The 17,330-nt window shown below is 78.4% G+C and carries 17 protein-coding genes; 10 read left to right on the top strand and 7 right to left on the bottom strand.

Features of this window, described 5'->3' with window-relative positions:
• Positions 1-68 precede the first annotated feature (68 nt).
• Complete coding sequence (locus ACI8AX_RS21480; RefSeq protein ID WP_456551899.1) at positions 69-986, bottom strand: aldose 1-epimerase family protein; 918 nt, start codon at positions 984-986, stop codon at positions 69-71.
• A 117-nt stretch (positions 987-1,103) separates the two neighbouring features.
• Here ACI8AX_RS21480 and ACI8AX_RS21475 point away from each other — a divergent pair, with 117 nt between their 5' ends.
• Positions 1,104-1,277 carry a hypothetical protein gene (locus ACI8AX_RS21475; protein ID WP_456551898.1) on the top strand — a complete coding sequence of 58 codons (174 nt, stop codon included), beginning with the start codon at positions 1,104-1,106 and terminating at the stop codon, positions 1,275-1,277.
• A 43-nt stretch (positions 1,278-1,320) separates the two neighbouring features.
• Positions 1,321-2,160: an SDR family oxidoreductase gene (locus tag ACI8AX_RS21470; RefSeq protein WP_456551897.1), complete on the top strand. Its 840-nt coding sequence runs from the start codon at positions 1,321-1,323 to the stop codon at positions 2,158-2,160.
• A 1-nt stretch (position 2,161) separates the two neighbouring features.
• On the opposite strand, the gene ACI8AX_RS21465 is transcribed toward ACI8AX_RS21470, so the two are convergent.
• Positions 2,162-2,617 (bottom strand): DUF5313 family protein, encoded by a 456-nt coding sequence (locus ACI8AX_RS21465; protein ID WP_456551896.1) that lies wholly within the window; start codon positions 2,615-2,617, stop codon positions 2,162-2,164.
• Positions 2,614-3,108, bottom strand: coding sequence for a MarR family winged helix-turn-helix transcriptional regulator (locus tag ACI8AX_RS21460; protein ID WP_456551895.1), 495 nt, complete (start codon positions 3,106-3,108; stop codon positions 2,614-2,616). The genes ACI8AX_RS21465 and ACI8AX_RS21460 overlap by 4 nt, the downstream gene beginning before the upstream one ends.
• A gap of 93 nt (positions 3,109-3,201) precedes the next feature.
• Here ACI8AX_RS21460 and ACI8AX_RS21455 point away from each other — a divergent pair, with 93 nt between their 5' ends.
• Positions 3,202-4,083, top strand: a complete 882-nt coding sequence (locus tag ACI8AX_RS21455; protein WP_456551894.1) for an LLM class flavin-dependent oxidoreductase — start codon at positions 3,202-3,204, stop codon at positions 4,081-4,083.
• A gap of 40 nt (positions 4,084-4,123) precedes the next feature.
• Here ACI8AX_RS21455 and ACI8AX_RS21450 read toward each other — a convergent pair whose 3' ends face one another.
• On the bottom strand, positions 4,124-5,782 hold the full coding sequence (locus ACI8AX_RS21450) for an FAD-dependent monooxygenase (protein ID WP_456551893.1): 1,659 nt from the start codon (positions 5,780-5,782) through the stop codon (positions 4,124-4,126).
• Positions 5,783-5,960: 178 nt separating this feature from the next.
• Between ACI8AX_RS21450 and ACI8AX_RS21445 the strand changes: the two genes are divergently transcribed.
• The 5 genes from ACI8AX_RS21445 (at position 5,961) to ACI8AX_RS21425 (ending at position 9,637) form a co-directional block, all read left to right on the top strand.
• On the top strand, positions 5,961-6,335 hold the full coding sequence (locus tag ACI8AX_RS21445; RefSeq protein WP_456551892.1) for a YidH family protein: 375 nt from the start codon (positions 5,961-5,963) through the stop codon (positions 6,333-6,335).
• Positions 6,332-6,658, top strand: coding sequence for a DUF202 domain-containing protein (locus tag ACI8AX_RS21440; protein ID WP_456551891.1), 327 nt, complete (start codon positions 6,332-6,334; stop codon positions 6,656-6,658). The genes ACI8AX_RS21445 and ACI8AX_RS21440 overlap by 4 nt, the downstream gene beginning before the upstream one ends.
• A gap of 80 nt (positions 6,659-6,738) precedes the next feature.
• Positions 6,739-7,599 (top strand): MEDS domain-containing protein, encoded by an 861-nt coding sequence (locus ACI8AX_RS21435; RefSeq protein WP_456551890.1) that lies wholly within the window; start codon positions 6,739-6,741, stop codon positions 7,597-7,599.
• Entirely contained in the window at positions 7,596-8,528 is a 933-nt protein-coding gene (locus ACI8AX_RS21430) for an anti-sigma factor RsbA family regulatory protein (protein WP_456551889.1), read from the top strand. The genes ACI8AX_RS21435 and ACI8AX_RS21430 overlap by 4 nt, the downstream gene beginning before the upstream one ends.
• Positions 8,529-8,629: 101 nt before the next feature.
• Complete coding sequence (locus ACI8AX_RS21425) at positions 8,630-9,637, top strand: Acg family FMN-binding oxidoreductase (protein WP_456551888.1); 1,008 nt, start codon at positions 8,630-8,632, stop codon at positions 9,635-9,637.
• On the opposite strand, the gene ACI8AX_RS21420 is transcribed toward ACI8AX_RS21425, so the two are convergent.
• The gene (locus ACI8AX_RS21420) at positions 9,621-10,337 is read right to left on the bottom strand and encodes a monooxygenase (RefSeq protein ID WP_456551887.1); all 717 of its coding nucleotides are present in this window, start codon (positions 10,335-10,337) and stop codon (positions 9,621-9,623) included. The two genes, ACI8AX_RS21425 and ACI8AX_RS21420, sit on opposite strands and share 17 nt — an antisense overlap.
• A gap of 162 nt (positions 10,338-10,499) precedes the next feature.
• On the opposite strand from ACI8AX_RS21420, the gene ACI8AX_RS21415 reads away from it, so the two are divergent.
• A complete protein-coding gene (locus ACI8AX_RS21415) occupies positions 10,500-15,041 on the top strand; it encodes an HAD-IC family P-type ATPase (RefSeq protein ID WP_456551886.1) in 4,542 nt (1,513 codons plus the stop codon).
• Here the strand turns inward: ACI8AX_RS21415 and ACI8AX_RS21410 are convergent.
• Both ACI8AX_RS21410 and ACI8AX_RS21405 read right to left on the bottom strand, forming a co-directional pair.
• Positions 15,038-16,186 carry a cold-shock protein gene (locus ACI8AX_RS21410; protein WP_456551885.1) on the bottom strand — a complete coding sequence of 383 codons (1,149 nt, stop codon included), beginning with the start codon at positions 16,184-16,186 and terminating at the stop codon, positions 15,038-15,040. The two genes, ACI8AX_RS21415 and ACI8AX_RS21410, sit on opposite strands and share 4 nt — an antisense overlap.
• 129 nt (positions 16,187-16,315) lie before the next feature.
• Positions 16,316-16,768 carry a MaoC family dehydratase gene (locus tag ACI8AX_RS21405; protein WP_456551884.1) on the bottom strand — a complete coding sequence of 151 codons (453 nt, stop codon included), beginning with the start codon at positions 16,766-16,768 and terminating at the stop codon, positions 16,316-16,318.
• Between the two features lie 38 nt (positions 16,769-16,806).
• Here ACI8AX_RS21405 and mug point away from each other — a divergent pair, with 38 nt between their 5' ends.
• A complete protein-coding gene (mug, locus tag ACI8AX_RS21400) occupies positions 16,807-17,316 on the top strand; it encodes a G/U mismatch-specific DNA glycosylase (protein WP_456551883.1) in 510 nt (169 codons plus the stop codon).
• Positions 17,317-17,330: the final 14 nt, after the last annotated feature.

The following is a 17,330-nucleotide window of genomic DNA, read 5'->3' as shown; positions in this document are numbered from 1 at the left end:
CACCCCCCCCCCGCCGGCTCGGCGCACCCCCCCCGCGGCCCCCCCCCCCCCCCCCCCCCGACTCCGCATCAGCCGATCGGCGACAGGCCCCAGACGCCGGTCGCGGACCCGCCGGGCTCGAGCCGGCGCACGGCCTCGCCGGTGGCGAAGGCGTTGGGCGGGCAGGTCATCGGCTCGACGGCCAGCCCGCGGCGGCGCGCGTCGCCGGGGATCGTGTCGCCGGTGTAGAGCTGCAGGTAGCCGTAGGCCTCGTCCATCCAGACGGCGGCGCCCGTGCCGTCGGGGCGGGTGAGCCGCACCTCGGCCCGGCCGGCGGCGTCGCGCTCGAGGTCGGTGAAGCAGTCGTCGAGCACGAGGTCGCCGATCCGCCGGCCGCCGCGCAGGTCCGCGTCGGTGCCCTCGACCGGGACCCGGCCGGTCGGGATGCCGCGGTCGTCGGCCAGCAGCCGGGTCGCGGCGGGGGAGACCAGCGTGCAGTCGTCGAGCAGCACGCCGGGGCCGGCGGCCAGGTAGGGGTGGTGGCCCTCGCCGTAGGGCAGCGCGGCCGCACCCTCGTTCGTGGCGGTGGCCGTCACCGCGAGCCCCCCGCCGGAGAGCTCGTAGGCCACCTGCAGGCGCAGGGCGAACGGGTACCCGGGCTGCGGGTGCAGCAGGTACCCGAGCACGAGGCGCTCCGGACCGCGGTCGAGCACCGACCAGGGCGCGTAGTTCACCAGGCCGTGGATCGCGGTCGCCGTCGCCGGCTCGGTCAGGGCGAGCTGCTGCTCGGCGCCGTCCCAGGTGTAGCGGCCGTCGGCGATGCGGTTGGGCCAGGGCGCGAGCACGTGCCCCCGGCCGTACAGGGCGGTCTCGTCGGCGCCGTAGCCGTCGAGCAGCTCCCGGCCGCCGTGCCGGTAGGACCGCAGCCCCCCGCCGACCTCGACCACGGTCACCTCGGCGTCGCCGGAGGTCAGGACGAACTGTTTCCCGGTGGGGCGGACGGGCACGCGGTCTCCTCGGGGTGGGGCGTCGGGTCCAACCTATGTGCCGGGCGGCCCTGGTCCCGACGGCGCACACCGGGGAGCATCCGTGCCGTCGGAGGACCGACGACGACGGGAGCGGCCATGACCCAGCCGGCGCAGCAGGGCCCGGGCGACTACGGGTACGACCTGGCGCACGACGTCCCGGCATCGGTGCCGGCGCCGCGTCGCCCCGAGCGGCACGCGCTGACCGACCCACCCCGCCCGGAGCCCGACCCGGGCGGTGACGCCTCCTACGACGGGGCCCACGACTTCTGAGGCCGCCGGGAAGGCACCCCCGGGCCGGCGGGTTGTGCCGCCCATGACCTCCGCACCGATCGCCATCACCGGCGCCACCGGACGGCTCGGCGGGCGCGTCGCCCGCCGGCTGGCCGCGGCAGGAGTGCCGCAGCGGCTGCTCGTCCGCGACCCGGCCCGGGCGCCGCAGCTGCCCGGGGCGGAGGTCGTGCGTGCCGCCTACACCGACGGCGCCGCCTGCCGGCAGGCGCTGGCGGGCGTGGACACGGTGTTCATGGTGTCGGCGTCGGAGACCCCGGACCGGGTCGACCAGCACCGCGCCTTCGTCGACGCGGCCGCGGCCGCCGGCGTCGGCCACCTGGTCTACGTCTCCTTCTACGGGGCCGCGCCGGACGCCACGTTCACCCTCGCCCGCGACCACTGGGCCACCGAGGAGCACGTCCGGGCCGCGGGCCCGGCGCACACGTTCCTGCGCGACGACCTGTACGCCGACTTCGCCGTCCACCTGGTCGGGGACGACGGCGCGATCCGCGGTCCGGCCGGCGACGGGAGGGTCGCCCTGGTCGCCCAGGACGACATCGCCGACGCGGCCATCGCCGTGCTGCGCGACCCCGGCGCGCACGCCGGCGCCACCTACGACCTGACCGGCCCCGAGGAGCTGACCCTGGCCCAGGTCGCCGAGGTGCTGACCCGCGTCACCGGCGACCCGGTCAGCTACGTGCCCGAGACGGTCGAGGAGGCGTACGCCTCGCGGGCCTCCTACGGCGCCCCCGACTGGCAGGTGGACGCATGGGTGTCGACCTACACGGCGATCGCGGCGGGGGAGATGGCCGGCGTCAGCTCCGCCGTCCCCGACCTCACCGGGCACCCGGCCCGCACGCTGGAGCAGGTGCTGCGCGGGTGAGTCAGCGGCCCTGCCGCGCCTGGTAGCGCGCGGCCCGCCTGGCCGCCGCCTCGCGCCGCCGCCGGGCGGCGACGACCGCGCGCTCGGCCGCGGCCCGGTCGCGGCCGGCCTGGGCGCTGCCGATCGGGTAGCCGGCCTTGCGCACCCGGTTCTCCACCGTCTCGGTCATGTAGGCCATCGAGAACGCCATCCCGAGGACGACGCCGATCAGCGCCATGCCCAGCCGCAGGCCCAGCGGGCCCGGGACGAGCACCACGATCAGCACGACGGGGACGGCGAGCTGCACGAGCGTGCGGGCGGCGTGCCGCAGCACCCAGGTGCCGGTGGTGACGTCGTGCAGCACCCAGCTGCTGTGCCGGGCGGGCAGGCCGGTCCCGAGGGCGTAGCCGACCCAGCGCAGCGGGTTCGGCCGGACGACGGGCCCGGTGGACGGGGGAGCGGGGACCGGGCGGGTCACGACGCCACCTCCGGGCTGCGGGTGAGCGCGTCCTGCGCGGCGGCGTTGACCCGGGTCAGCGCCTGCTGCAGCGCGAGCAGCTCCTCCAGCGGGAGCCCCAGGGAGGCGACGATCCCCTCGGGGATCCGCTCCGCGCGCTCGCGCAGCGCCCGGCCGGTGCCGGTCAGCGCGATGGCGAGGTTGCGCTCGTCGCGGGCGTCGCGGTCGCGGCGCACGTAGCCGGCCGCCTCCAGCCGCTTGACCAGGGGCGAGAGCGTGCCGGGGTCCAGCTGGAGCAGCCGGCTGAGGTCCTTGAGCGCCAGCGGGCCGTGCTGCCACAGCGCCAGCATCACCAGGTACTGCGGGTGGGTGAGACCCATCGGCTCCAGCCACGGCCGGTAGACCGAGACGACGGTGCGCGCGGCGACCGAGAGCGCGAAGCACACCTGCCGCTCGAGGGCGAGCGGGTCGTCGAGCAGCTCGGTGCCGACGGCGTCCGGAGAGGTGGTCACGCCTCGACGGTACTCCAACGATTAGGGGCCCAACCGTTGGCGTGCAGTGATCCGCCTCTCGGGCCCGTCGGCGACGCCCTCGATACTGGCGCGGTGATCCCCGCCCTCTCCGCCGTCGTCCTGCCCGACCGGCACCCCGTGTCGACGTTCCTGGACGATGTCCGGGCCGCCGAGGCCGCCGGCGTGCGCACGGTGTGGACCTACGACCACCTGTCCTGGCCGCTGCTGCGCCGGAACCCCTGGTACGGCGCGGTCCCGCTGCTCGCCGCGGCGGCGACGGCCACCGAGCGGGTGCGGCTGGGCACGCTCGTGGCCTCGCCGAACTTCCGCCACCCCGTGCCGTTCGCCAAGGAGCTGATGACCCTCGACCAGCTCTCCGGCGGCCGGCTCGAGCTCGGCGTGGGCGTGGGCACCGAGGGCCCGGACGCGCACGTGCTCGGCGAGCCGCCGCGCAGCCGCGCGGAGCGGACGACGCGCTTCGCCGACTGGCTCTCCCTGCTCGACCGGCTGCTCACCGAGCCGGTGACCACGGCGACGGCGGGGGAGTACGCGGCCGTCGACGCCCACCAGCTGCCCGGCTGCGTCCAGCGGCCGCGGGTGCCGTTCACCGTCGCGGCGACCGGCCCGCGGGCGCTGCGGCTGGCCGCGCGGTACGGCTCCGGGTGGGTGACCTACGGGCCCTTCGGCGCCGAGGTGCCGGGGGAGGAGTGGCTCGCGGCGATCGCCGCGCAGAGCCGGCGGCTGACCGACGTCCTCGCCGAGGAGGGGCGCGAGGCCACGGCGCTGCACCGGGTCGCCCTGCTGGGCATCGAGGCCGTCTGGCCGTTCGAGAGCCCCGAGCGGTACGCCGACACGCTCGGCCGCCTGGCCGAGGCGGGCATCGGCGAGCTGGCCCTGCACTGGCCGCGGCCCGACGACGGCCGCGGCGTCCCCGCCGACCGGCTCGACCTGGTCCTCGCCGCCCACGCCCGCTGACCTGTGCGGAGGAGATCCGCGGCCGTGCGAGGGCCTCCTGTCAGGAGTGGTGGGTCTCCTGTGGGACGGCGGGGGTGGCAGGAAGGGGGACGGCGCCGAGCACCCGGTCCAGCAGCGCGCCGGCGTCCGGCACGGCGTGCCCGCGCCAGGCGACGTGCTGGTCGGGGCGGACCAGCACCAGGTCGGCCCCGAGCAGGTCGCGCAGCGCGGACGTGCCGGCGAGGTCCAGGACCGTCAGCGGGACGCCCCGCTCGGCGGCCCGGTCGGCGAGCGGGGTGGGGTCCGCGGCCGGGTCCAGCCTCAGCAGCGTGAAGCCCTCGCCGAGGTGGTCGTAGAGGGAGTCGCCCTCGCCCAGCCAGGCGTGCGGCAGCCGGGCGCCCGGGTGCGCCGAGGGCGTGAACGTGGCCAGCGCGGGCCCGGGCACCGGCCGCCCGTCGGGGACGACGACGGGGGAGTCCGGGTAGTCGTAGCCGAGCACCAGCCCGAGGCTGTGGAACTCCGGGTCCTTGACCCGCAGCGCCTCGGCCAGCGCGGCACGCAGCTCCCGGCCGGTCGGGCCGTCGTCGTCCAGGTCGCGCCCGGCGAACGCGGGGGCGAGGAAGGCCTCCTGGCTGCCGGCGGCCTCGATGGTCCGGCGGGCGACCGGCCGGCGCTCGGGCTCGTAGCTGTCCAGCAGCGACTCCGGCGCCCAGCCCCGCACGACGGCGGCGAGCTTCCAGCCGACGTTCACCGCGTCGCCGACGCAGGTGTTGAAGCCGTGGCCGCCCCACGGCGGGTTGAGGTGGGCGGCGTCGCCGACCAGGAACACCCGCCGGCCGCGGTAGCGGTCGACCAGGAGCATCCGGGCCTGCCACGGGTCGGTGGCGAGCACCTCGACGTCGATGTCCTCCCCGACCATGGCGCGCAGCAGCGCGACGGGATCGGCGTCCTCGGCGACGGTGTCGACACCCTGCACGATCGCCCACCAGGTGCCGTCGAGGTCGAGGCGGCCCATGAGGCCGCCGCGCTCGGTCCCGATGACCCAGTAGTGCACACCCAGGGCGCACAGCGGCCGCTCCTCCAGCGCGCGCGAGCGGAACGTGACGCTGAGGTTGGGCAGCGCCCCCGAGGCGCCCTCGTAGCGGGCGCCGATCGCCCGGCGGGAGACCCCGGCGCTGCCGTCGCACCCGAGGAACCAGTCGGCCACGACCTCGGTGGTCGTGCCGTCCGGGCCCTCGACGGCGGCGCGGACCTCGTCGGGCCCGTCGGTCACCGCGGAGACCCGCCGGCCCAGCCCCAGGGTGACGCCGGGGGTGGCCGCCGCGGCCTCGCGGAGGAGCTGCTCGACGATCGGCTGGGGGGCCTGCTGGCCGGCCTCGGCGGCGATCTGGCGCGGCGTCGTCCACAGGCCGAAGGCCTCGGGGAAGCAGGTGATCTCGTGCCCGAACAGGCCGGTCACGAAGACGACGTCCTGGGCGTGGTCGACCGGGATCGGGGCCAGCCCGCGCAGCCGGTCGGCCAGTCCCCAGCGGCGCAGGTGCTCCATGGTCCGGGCGTTGGTCGTCTTGGCGCGCGGGCGCAGCGGGTCGAGGGTCGTGCGCGGCTCGACCACGAGCACCTCGACGCCGCGTCGGCCCAGCTCGATCGCGGCGGCCAGGCCACTGGGGCCGCCGCCGGCGACGAGGACCGGGACCCGGGACGGGACGTGTGCATCGGGCACGGAGGCTGCTCCTGTCGGGCTGTCGGGTTCCGGTGACCGGCCCCTCCACCGCCGGGGCGGTCGTGACCGACCGAGCATCGCCGACCCGGGTCACCGTGCCCAGGGCCCCCGCCACCGGCCGGACCGCGGGACCGACGGTGGCCGTGCGGCCGCCCGCGGTCCGGGACAGGATCGGCGGGTGCCCGGGACCGGGGAGGACGCGCGCTTCCCGCGCGGGGTGTACGGCGTCGGCGAGGAGCCCGACGCCCGCGCCAGCCTGGCCAACGAGCGCACCTTCCTCGCCTGGATCCGCACCGGGCTGGCGCTGGCGGCCGGCGGCGTGGCGCTGGAGGCGCTGGACCTGGCGGTGCAGCCGGGCCTGCGCCTGGCGGCCGCCCTGCTGCTCGTCGTGCTCGGAGCGCTCGCCCCGGCGCTGGCGTGGGCCCGGTGGGCCGCGGTCGAGCGCGCGCTGCGGCTGCGCCGGGCGCTGCCGGCCTCCCTGCTGGGGCCGCTCGTGGCCCTGGGCGCCGCGGTCGCCGCCGCGCTCGTCCTCGCGGGCCTGCTGACGGCGTGAGCGGCCCGGCGCCCGGCGCCCAGGCGGAGCGGACGGCGCTCGCCTGGCGTCGCACCGCCCTCGGGGTCGGTGCCGGGGCACTGGTCGCCGCCCGGCTGGCCGCGCCGTCCGCCGGGGTCGCGGCCTACGTCCTGCTCGTCGCCGGCGCCGTCGTCGCCGTCCTGCTGACGTGGACGGCGACGCGGCGCTACCGGGCCGCGGTGCGGGCGCTGACCGCCGACCCCCGCACGGTCCCCGGCCCCGGCCTGCCGACGGCGCTGCTGGCCGCGCTGGCCACGCTCACCGGCGTGCTCGGCGCCCTGTACGTCCTCACGGCCCGGTGACGGCCGGCGCGCCGGCGGGATCCGGCACCGTTCGGTCCGTGACCTCCCGCAGCGGCGCCGGCGGGGGTAGCGTCCCGGTGGTGACGGCCCCGCGGAGGATCGGGTCCCCGACCGGTCTGCGGCCGGGGGACCACCTCTGCTGGTCCTACGGGGACGACGCCGAGCTCGCCGCCGCGGTGCTGCCCTACCTCGACGAGGGCCGCCGCCGCGGGGAGCACCTGCTGCTGGTGGGCCGCTCCCGCCCGGCGCTGCTCGACCTGCTCGCCGGCCTGCCCGACCGCGACCTGCTCCTGGCCGAGGGCCGCCTCGAGGTCCGCTCCACCGAGGACGCCTACGCCGAGGGCGGGGCGCTGTCGCCGCCCGCGCAGGTCGAGCGCTACCGCACCGCCACCCTGGCCGCCGTCGGCCGCGGCCGCGCCGGCCTGCGCGTCGCCGCCGACGTCACCCCGCTGGCCCGCGCCGGGTCCGGCGGGCGCCGGCAGCTGCACGCCTACGAGCAGCTGGCCGACGAGCTGATGGGCACCGTCCCGATGACCGCGCTGTGCCTGTACGACGCGGGCCTCGGGGACGACGTGCTGGGCCCCCTCGCCGTCCTGCACCCGGGCCAGCACCTGGGCCGGCGGCACCCCCTGGTGCACCTGTCCGGGCGCGGCCCGGTGTTCGCGCTGCACGGCGAGATCGACGTGTCGCAGGCCGAGGACGCCGCCCGGGCGCTGCTCGACGTCGCCGGGGACCCGCACCCGGACGGCGGCCCGCGCGACGTCGTCGTCGACCTGGCCGGGCTGGAGTTCCTGGACGTCGCCGGCGCCCGGGCGCTGGCCGCGACCGTGCTCGAGCTGGACGTGCGCGGGGTGCGCGTGCGCCTGGTGCGCGCGCGGCGGTCGCCCCGCCGGGTGCTCGAGATGTTCGGCCTGTCCGCCGGCCCCGCGGCGGACGCATGAGCCTCCTGCGGCCCACCGGCGGCTGGGACGGCGCGCGCCTGGCCCACGAGGGGTTCGTGTTCGGCAGCGACTCCGAGGTCGTGCACCGGGTGGTCCCCTTCGTGCTCGAGGGCTTCTCCCGCGACGAGCCGGTGCTGGTCGTCGCCGGCGAGCGGGTGCGCAGCCTGCTCGCCGCCCACCTCGGCGCCGACCTCGGCCGGCTCGCGGTCTTCGCCGCCGCGGAGACGTGGTGGCGGGGCGGGCACCGCACCCTGCAGGCCTACGACCGGGACCTGCGCGCGCTGCGCGCCTCGACGCCACGCTGGCGGCTGGCGGCCGAGCCGGTGTGGCTGGCCCGCGAGGACGGCCGGGAGTGGCGGCGGTTCGAGGCCGTGGCCAACCGCTGCTACGACGACATGCCGTACTACAGCCTCTGCCTGCACGACCGGCGGCGGCTGCCCGCGGAGGTGCTGGCCGACGTGGCGCGGACCCACCCGCTCACCTGGGGCGAGGGCGCGCCCGTGCCCGGCCCGCGGTACCAGGACCCGGCGGACTACCTGCGCACGCTGCAGCCGCCGTGGTCCGCCCGGCCCGCCGCGGTCGAGCTGCACACGGTCACCTCGCCGTGGGAGGTCCGGCGGCAGCTGTGCGCGGCGGTGCCCGACGACCGGCGGGCCCGGGTCGGCGACGTCGTCCTGGCCGGGCACGAGCTGGTCCTCAACGCGCTTGCCGTCGCCCCCTACGCGGAGCTGGCCACCTGGACCGAGGGCGACACGTTCGTCGTCGAGGTGTCCGACGCCGGACCGGGGCTGCCCGACACCACGCTGGGCTACGTGCCGCCCGCCGACGACGGCCCGCACGGCATGTGGATGGCGTGGAGTCTGGCCGACGACGCCGCCATCCGCACCGGGCCCGACGGCACCGCCATCCGGCTGTTCTTCGGCCGCTGAGGCCGCCCCCGGGCGGACGTGCTGCTGTCGCCCCGCCCGACATGGGGTAGGCAGGACCCGGCAGCGACGTGCCCCGAGCGGGGCCGGACGGGAGGTGGCCGGTGGACCGGGAGCAGTGGAGCCGCGTGGTGGAGGCCGCGACGCGCGCGCCGTCGATCCACAACACGCAGCCCTGGTCGTTCGCGGTGACCGGGGACCGCCTCGACGTCCGCACCGACCCCGCCCGGGCGCTGCACACCCTGGACCGGACGGGCCGGCAGCGGGTGATCAGCTGCGGCGTCGCCGTGGAGTTCGCCCTGGTGGCGCTGCGGGCCGAGGGGGTCGAGGTCGCGGTCGAGCTCCTGCCCGACCCGGCCGACGCGGACCTGCTGGCGACGCTCACCGTCACCGGGCCGCGCGAGGCCGGCGACGACGACCGCGCGCTGGCCGGCGCCGTCGCCAGCCGGCACACCGAGCGGGCGCCCTTCCTGCCCCAGGCGGTGCCCGCCGAGGTGGTCGACGACCTGCAGCGGTCCGCGGCGACGTTCTCGGTGTGGCTGAAGCCGATCACCGAGTCCGACGAGGAGGTCGCGACCGCGTTCCTGGTGTCGCGGGCCGAGGAGATCGAGCAGGGCGAGCCGGAGTACGTGGCCGAGCTGCAGCAGTGGATGCGCACCGACCCGGCCGCGGCCGACGGCATCCCGGTGGGCTCGGTGCCCGAGGCGGACCCGGCCACCCGCCCCTCCAACTGGCTGATCCGCGACTTCGTGGTGGGCTCGCGGCCCGCCGACCGGTCCCGCTTCCACGACCCCGACGACCCGTCGGCGCCGCCGCCGGCCGTCGAGCGCCCCGCGGTGGTGCTGATGGGCACGGACAACGACGACGCGATGGCCTGGCTGACCGCCGGGCGGGCGCTGGGCCAGGTGCTGCTGCGGGCCACGGTCGCCGGGCTGGCGGCCTCGCCGCTGACCCAGGCGCTGGACTGGCCGGCGACCCGCGCGCAGCTGCGCACCCGGCTGTCGCTCATCGGGCACCCGCAGATGCTGCTGCGGCTGGGCTACCCGACCGGCGACCGGACGCCGTCGACCAACCGCCGTCCGCTCGCCGAGGTGCTCACCTTCGCGGGGTGAGCGGGTCCCGTCCGCCGAGGGTGCCGGCGGTGGACAGGACGGCGAGCCGGGCGAACAGCTCCTCGGCGTACCAGCCCTCCCGGGCGGTGCGGTCGACGACGGCGGCGTGCGGGGCGCGGTCGTAGGCGAAGGCGTTGAGCGCGGCGCCGGAGTCCCACACGCTGAAGGTGCCCTGCAGCCCGAGCGGCGCCTCGCCGATCCCCAGCGCCATGCGCAGCCCCGGGGAGCGGTGCAGGTCGGCCGAGACCGGGGGGACGGCGGACCAGAAGCGCACCGCCTTGCGGGTCACCAGCCGGGCCCGGGTGACCGCGGCGACCGGGCCGTCCCAGCGGGCCGGGGCCGGGCGGCCGAAGGGCTCGCGCCGTGACCACCGGCCACGCGCGGCGAGCGGGCGCAGCCGGGCCGACCACTCCTCGTCGGCGAAGGCCCGCCAGCCGGCGACCAGCGGGCCGGCGGTGGCCGCCTCGGCCGCCCCCTCGTCGTCCCACACCGCGAGCAGACCCCAGCGGCGAGGGTCGGCGTCGCGCACGGTGAAGGTGCGCCCGCTGCCGGTGCCCAGCAGCTTGGCGAACCGCAGCCCCGGGGCCCGGCGCAGCCGCAGCCGGTCGGTGGCCATGTGCCCGACAGCCCGCGCGACACCGCTGCCGGACACGCCCCACAGATGCAGGGTCACCAGCGGGGTGTCGGTCGGCGGAGGCACGCGCCCGATCCTCCCTCGTCCCCGGGGGCCGACGCCGGCGAGCGTGTGCGCCCACGCCACGGGATCCGGCTGATCCGGCCGTTCGGGCGCACACGCTCAGGGGGCCGGAGGCGCTCAGCGGGCGTAGCGTTCCGTCTCACCTCAGTTCCGCCGGGGGGTGCCATGGGGCTGCTGCGCACGACGACCGCCGTCCCCGCCGCGCTCGTGGGTCTGGCCCGGGCGGTGGCCACGGGGGCGACCGCGGCCGCCGTCCCCGCCGTCGGCACGGTCGGGCTGCTCACCGGGCCGGCCCGGGCCACCACCCGGCTCACCCGGGCCGCCACCGAGGCGGTCGCCACCACCGCCGGCCTGGCCCGCGACGCCGCCGTCCCCGTGGCGCGCGCCGTCGGCACCGTGGTGACCGGCGCCGACCCGTTCCCCGACGGGCACGTGCGCGGGGGCCTGCGGAGCACCGCCCGCAGCCTGTTCGAGCCGCCGACGGCCCGGCACACCCGCCGCGTGTGGGCCGAGCGCGGGCACGCCCAGGTCGAGCTCGCCGCCCCCGCCGCCGAGGACGCCCCGGAGGTCCGCTCCGCCCTGCGCCGCCACCTCGAGCGGCTCGACGGCGTGCAGTGGGCCGCGGTCAACGACGTCGTCGGCCGCGTGCTGGTCTCCTTCGACGACCGGCGCGTCTCGGTGGAGGACGTCGTCGGCGCGGTCGCCGCCATCGAGCAGGCCCGCGGCGGCACCGGCGTCTTCCCCGACGCCCCCGACCACCCGGCCGACCTCGAGCCGCTGCTCGCCGCGGTCGCGCGGGCGTCGGTGGCCACCGCCGGCGTCGGGGCGGCGCTGCTGGGCAGGGTCCTCCCCGTCCCGAAGCTCACCCGGCACGCCACCCTCGTGCTCGCGCTGCTGGAGTCCCAGCCCCGGGTGCGCGAGGCGCTGACCGGCCGCATCGGCCGGGTCGGCGCCGACCTCGCCCTCGCCGGCACCGGCTCGCTGCTGCACGCGCTCGCGCAGAGCCCCGTCGTCCCGGCGATCAACGCCGCGCAGTCGCTGCAGCAGGCCGCCGCGGTGCGGGCCCGCCGGCAGGTGTGGCGTGCCCGCGAGCCCGAGCTGTGCCGCCCCGAGCCCGAGGACGACGCGGACACCCCGCTCGCCCCGCCCGGTGAACGGCCGCGGCCGCTGCCGCGCGGCCCGGTCGAGACCTACCGCGACCGGCTGGCGCCCACCACCCTGGCCGGCGCCCTCGGGCTGCTGCCGCTCACCCGCAGCCCCGGCCGCTCCGCCGACCTGATCAAGGCCCTGACGCCGAAGGCCGCCACGTCCGGCCGCGAGTCCTTCGCCGCGACCCTCGACCTGCTGCTGTGCCGGCAGGGCGTGCTGCCCATGGACGGCAGCGCCTACAGGCGGCTGGACCGCGTCGACACCGCCGTCCTCGACCCCGCGGCGCTGTGCACCGGCCCGCCCGTGGTCGTCGAGGCGCACGCCGAGGCTCCCGACGGGAACGGGGCCGGGGACGGGGCCGAGGCCGGGGCCGGGGCCTGGGACGACGCCAGGGTCTGGACCGTCGCCACCCGCCTGCTCGGCCGGCAGGAGTCCCCGCGCACCGGCCGCCACGTGCTCACCGTGCGGGGACGGCGGGTCGGCACCGCGACCGTCGCGCACGAGCTGGACCCGCACGCCGAGGCGCTGCTCGACGCCGCCACCGCGGCCGGCCTGCGCGTCGTCCTGCCCGAGCACCCCGGCACCGCGGAGATCGCGCCGGCCGCGCACGAGGTCCCGCCGTCCGGCGAGCCGCTGCTCGACACCGTCCGCCGCCTGCAGGACGGCGGCGCGGTCGTCCTCCTCGTCTCGGCCACCGACGGGCCGGCGCTGCAGGCCGCCGACGTCGCCGTCACGCCGGTCCGCGAGGGGCGGGCCCCGGCGTGGGGTGCCGACCTCGTCACCGGGCCCGGGCTCGCCGACGCCTGCCGGATCGTGGCCGCGACCCGCGAGGCCCGCACGCTGAGCCGCCGCGCGGTGGAGACGGCGATCTCGGGCAACGTGCTCGGCGGCCTGCTCGCCTCGGTGGGCGGACGGCGCACCGGCCAGCGGCGGGCCACGACCCCCGGCAAGTCGGCGACCACGTGGACGATGCTCGACGGCGCCGTGACCGCCGCGCGGGCCGCACGCCGGCCGGCCCCGCCGCCCACCGTGCACACCCCCTGGCACGCCCTGGACGCCGACGAGGTGCTGCGCCGGCTGTCCGGTGCGGCCCCGGACACCGGGCACCGGCCGTCCCCCGTGCGCGCGCTGGCCGGGCGGGCCGCCGCCGTCCCCGCCGTCCGCGGGCCGCTGCGCTACGGCCGCACCGTCGTCGCCGAGCTGGCCGACCCGCTGACCCCCGTGCTCGCCACCGGGGCGGCGGCCACCGCGGTCCTGGGCGAGGCGACCGACGCCGTCCTGGTCGGCAGCGTCACGGTCGGCAACGCGCTGCTCTCGGGCCTGCAGCGGCTGCGCGCCGAGACGGCGCTGGAGTCGCTGCTCATGGAGCAGGACGTCTGCGCGCGCCGCGAGACCGGCGGGGACGGGAGCGCGGCCGGCACCGAGGAGGTGCCCGGCAGCGCGCTGCGGCCCGGCGACGTGCTGGTCGTGGAGCCCGGCGACGTGGTGGCGGCCGACGCCCGGCTGCTGGACGCCGAGGACCTGGAGGTCGACGAGTCGAACCTGACCGGGGAGTCGCTGGCGGTGACCAAGTCGGTCGAGCCGACGCCGGGCGCCGACGTCGCCGACCGCACCGGGATGCTCTTCGACGGCACCACCGTGGTCGCGGGGCACGGCCGGGCCGTGGTGGTCGCCGTCGGCGCGGCCACGCAGGCGGGCCGGGCGGCACGCGCGGCCGGGGGAGCGGCGCCGCCGGCCGGCGTGCAGGCGCGGCTCGGCGAGCTCACCAGCTCGGTCCTGCCGTGGACCCTGGCCGGCGGCGGGCTGGTCACCGGCCTCTCGCTGCTGTGGCGCCGGCCGCTGCGCGAGGCGGTGTCGGCCGGGCTGGCCATCGCCGTGGCCGCGGTCCCCGAGGGGCTGCCGCTGGTGGCGACCGTCGCCCAGCAGGCCGCCGCGCGGCGGCTGTCCTCCCGCGGCGCGGTCGTGCGCAGCGCCCGGGTGCTCGAGGCCCTGGGGCGGGTCGACACCGTCTGCTTCGACAAGACCGGCACGCTCACCGAGAACCGGCTCCGGCTGGTGCGCGTGGTCGGGCTCGAGGGCGCGGCGGAGGACGACGTCCTGCGGCTGGCCGCGGCCGCGGTGCCGCCCGGCGAGGAGGACGCGCACGAGACCGACCGGGCCGTGGCCGAGGCCGCCGCCGAGCGCGGCGCCGCACCGGACGCCGCCCCCGACGCCGCGCTGCCCTTCGCCGGCGGCCGCGGCTTCTCCGCCGCGGTCCGCGACGGCCGCCTCGTGGTGAAGGGCGCGCCCGAGGTCGTGCTGCGCCGCTGCGGCGCGTGCGAGGGCGTGCGCGAGCGGGTGGCCGAGCTGGCCGGCGAGGGGCTGCGGGTGCTGCTGGTCGCCGAGCGCCCGGTCGACGGCGTGCCCGACGACCTCGAGGACGCCGCCCGCGACCTGGCCGTCCGCGGGCTCGTCGGGCTGGCCGACACCGTGCGGGGGTCCAGCGCGACCGCGGTGGCGCAGCTGCGGGCGGCCGGGGTGCGGGTGCTGGTCGCGACCGGCGACCACCCGGAGACGGCGGCGGCCATCGCCGCCCAGGCCGGCATCCCCGACGCCGACCGCGTGGTCACCGGAGCACAGCTCGCGAAGGCCTCCGACGAGGAGCGCCGCCGGCTGGTGGCCGAGGCCGCCGTCTTCGCCCGGCTCTCCCCCGAGCAGAAGGTCACCCTCGTGGCGGCGCTGCGCGGCGCCGGCGCGACGCTCGCGATGACCGGCGACGGGGTCAACGACGCCGCCGCCATCCGGCTGGCCGACGTCGGGGTCGGCGTGGCCGGCGCGGAGTCCCCGGCCGCCCGCACCGCCGCCGACCTGGTGCTCACCGACGCGGACCTGATCCGGCTGGTCGACGCGGTCGCCGAGGGCCGGGCCATGTGGGGCCGGGTGCGCGAGGCGGTGTCGGTGCTGGTCGGCGGCAACGCCGGGGAGATCGCCTTCACCGTGCTCGGGACGGCGGTCGGCGGCCGCTCGCCGCTGGGCACCCGCCAGCTGCTGCTGGTCAACCTGCTCACCGACATGTTCCCCGCGCTGGCCGTCGCGGTGGCCGCACCCCGGCGGGCGGACGGGGAGGGCGAGGGGCCGCTGGCCGGGCACCCGCTCGCGGCCGTGCTCGCCGCCGGTCCGCACCGCGGGTTCACCGAGCAGGTGCGCCGGGCGGTGCTCGTCCGCGGTGCCGCCACGACCGTGGGGGCGACCGGCGCGTGGCTGACCGGTCGGCTGACCGGACCCCGCGGCCGCGCGGGCACCATGGGCCTGGCGGCGCTGATCACCACCCAGCTGGGGCAGACCGCGTGGTCGGGACGGCGCAGCCCGCTGGTGCTGGCCACCACCGCAGGCTCGCTGGCCGTGCTGGTCGCCGTCGTCCAGACCCCCGGCGTGAGCCGGTTCTTCGGCTGCACCCCGCTGGACCCGCTGGCCTGGGCCGCCGTCCTCGCCTCGGCCGCCGCCGGGACGGCGACCGCGGAGCTCGCGCCCCGGGTCGCCGCCCGGCTCGGCGGCGGGCGGCCGGGCGGCCCGGCCTAGAGCGGGTCGACGGAGTCGGCCTGCATGCCGCGCTGGCCGCGGCTGGCCTCGTACTCGACCCGCTGGCCCTCCTGCAGCTCCCGGTAGCCGCCGCGGTCGGGGATCGCGGAGAAGTGCACGAAGACGTCGTCGGAGCCGTCGTCGGGGGTGATGAAGCCGAAGCCCTTCTCGGCGTTGAACCAGTTCACCGTGCCCTGCGCCCGGCCGCCACCGCCCCCGCCGCGCCGGGCGGGACGTTCGTCGCGGCCCCGCGCCGGCCGGTCGGAGCCGCCGCGCTCGGGGCGCCCGCCGCGACCGCCGCGCGCCCCACCGCCGCCGCCGACCACGCGGACGGACTCGGCCTGCATGCCGCGCTGGCCGCGCACGGGCTCGAACTCCACCCGCTGCCCCTCCTCGAGGGAGCGGAAGCCGGACTCGTCGATCGCGGAGAAGTGCACGAAGACGTCGTCGCCGCCGTCGTCGGGCTCGATGAACCCGAAGCCCTTGTCGGCGTCGAAGCGCGCCACGGTGCCCTGCACCCGGCCGCCCTGCCCTCGACCACCCTGCCCGCCCTGCCCGCCGCCGTACTGCTGGCCGCCGCCGTACCCGCCGCGGTCACCCCGGTCGGACCGGCCGCCGCGAGCGCCGCCGCCCCCGCCGCCGACCACGCGGACGGACTCGGCCTGCATGCCCCGCTGGCCGCGGACGGCGTCGTACTCGACCCGCTGGCCCTCCTCGAGGGAGCGGTAACCGGACTCGTCGATCGCGGAGAAGTGCACGAAGACGTCGTCGCCGCCGTCGTCGGGCTCGATGAACCCGAAGCCCTTCTCGGCGTTGAACCGGGCCACGGTGCCCTGCGACCGGCCACCGGCCCCGCGGCCGGCGCCCCAGTCGCCGCGGTCACCCCGCTCCCGGCGCTCACCGCCGCGGTCGCCCCCGGACCGGCCGCCGCCCCCGCCGCCCAGCGAGCGCACCCGGTCGGCCTGCGGCCCCCGCTGGCCCTGGCTGGCCTCGTACTCGACCCGCTCGCCCTCCTCGAGGCTGCGGAAACCACCCGAGGCCTCGATGGCCGAGAAGTGGACGAACACGTCGTCCCCACCGTCCTCGGGCGCGATGAACCCGAAGCCCTTCTCGGCGTTGAACCACGTGACCGTGCCCTGCGGCATCCTCTGCGCTCCTGCTCTCGAAAGACCTTCCGGGGGTGCACTACCCGCCCGCGGCCGGGTCCACCCCGGGCACGACGGTGCCAGGTCCGGCCCGCGCCGTCGACGGCGGGCCGCGACGGGGCGGGGCGGTCAGCCGGCGGGACGGGTCAGCACGAGGTTCATCGCGACCATCGACAGCACCACCGAGCCGGCGCCGTCGACCAGCTCGACGCGGGTGCGCAGCAGCCCCCGGTCGGGCTTGCTGCGCGAGATCCGCGCCTCCTCGACGGTGGTGCGCAGCAGCAGCTCGTCGCCGGGCCGGACCGGCGCCCGCCAGCGGAGCTCGTCGATGCCCGGCGAGCCGAGGCTGGAGGCGAACGACAGGTACTCGGTGGCGTACAGCCGCATCATCAGCGCGCAGGTGTGCCAGCCGCTGGCGATCAGCCCGCCGAACGGGCCTGCCGCGGCCGCCTCGGCGTCGACGTGGAACGGCTGCGGGTCGAAGCGGCGGCCGAAGTCCACGACGTCGTCCTCCGCCACGGAGATCGGGCCGTACTCGCCCGTCGAGCCCACCGGGTAGTCCTCGAACCAGCGCTCGCCCACGGGCCCGACGCTAGCCGTGCCCGGGGACACTCGGGCCCGTGCCACCGTCCAAGCCGCTGCCCGACGTGGTCGCGCCCGGACTCGACGTGCTGTTCTGCGGGATCAACCCGTCGCTGACCTCGGCCGCGGTGGGCCACCACTTCGCCCGGCCGGGCAACCGCTTCTGGCCGGCGATCCACCTGGCCGGGCTCACGCCGCGCCGGCTCACCCCGGACGAGGACCGCGAGCTGCTCCGGTACGGGCTGGGCTCGACCAACATCGCCGACCGGCCCACCCGGACGGCGGCGGAGCTGAGCACCGCCGAGCTCCAGGAGGGGCTGGCCGCGCTCGCCGCCCTCGTCGCCGAGCACCGGCCCCGGGTGCTGGCGGTGCTCGGCGTCACGGCCTGGCGGCTGGCTGCCGGCCGCCCGCGGGCCGCGCTCGGCCGGCAGCCCGAGCCCCTCGGCGGGGCCGAGACCTGGGTGGTGCCGAACCCGAGCGGCCTCAACGCCCACCACCAGCTGCCCGACCTCGCCCGCTGGTACGGCCGGCTGCGCCCGCCCGGCTGAGCGGCCGGCCGCGC

It is taken from the genome of Blastococcus sp. SYSU D00813, assembly GCF_054050735.1.
The sequence above is the reverse complement of the archived record's forward strand: the minus strand, read 5'-3'. Positions and strand labels throughout refer to the sequence as shown.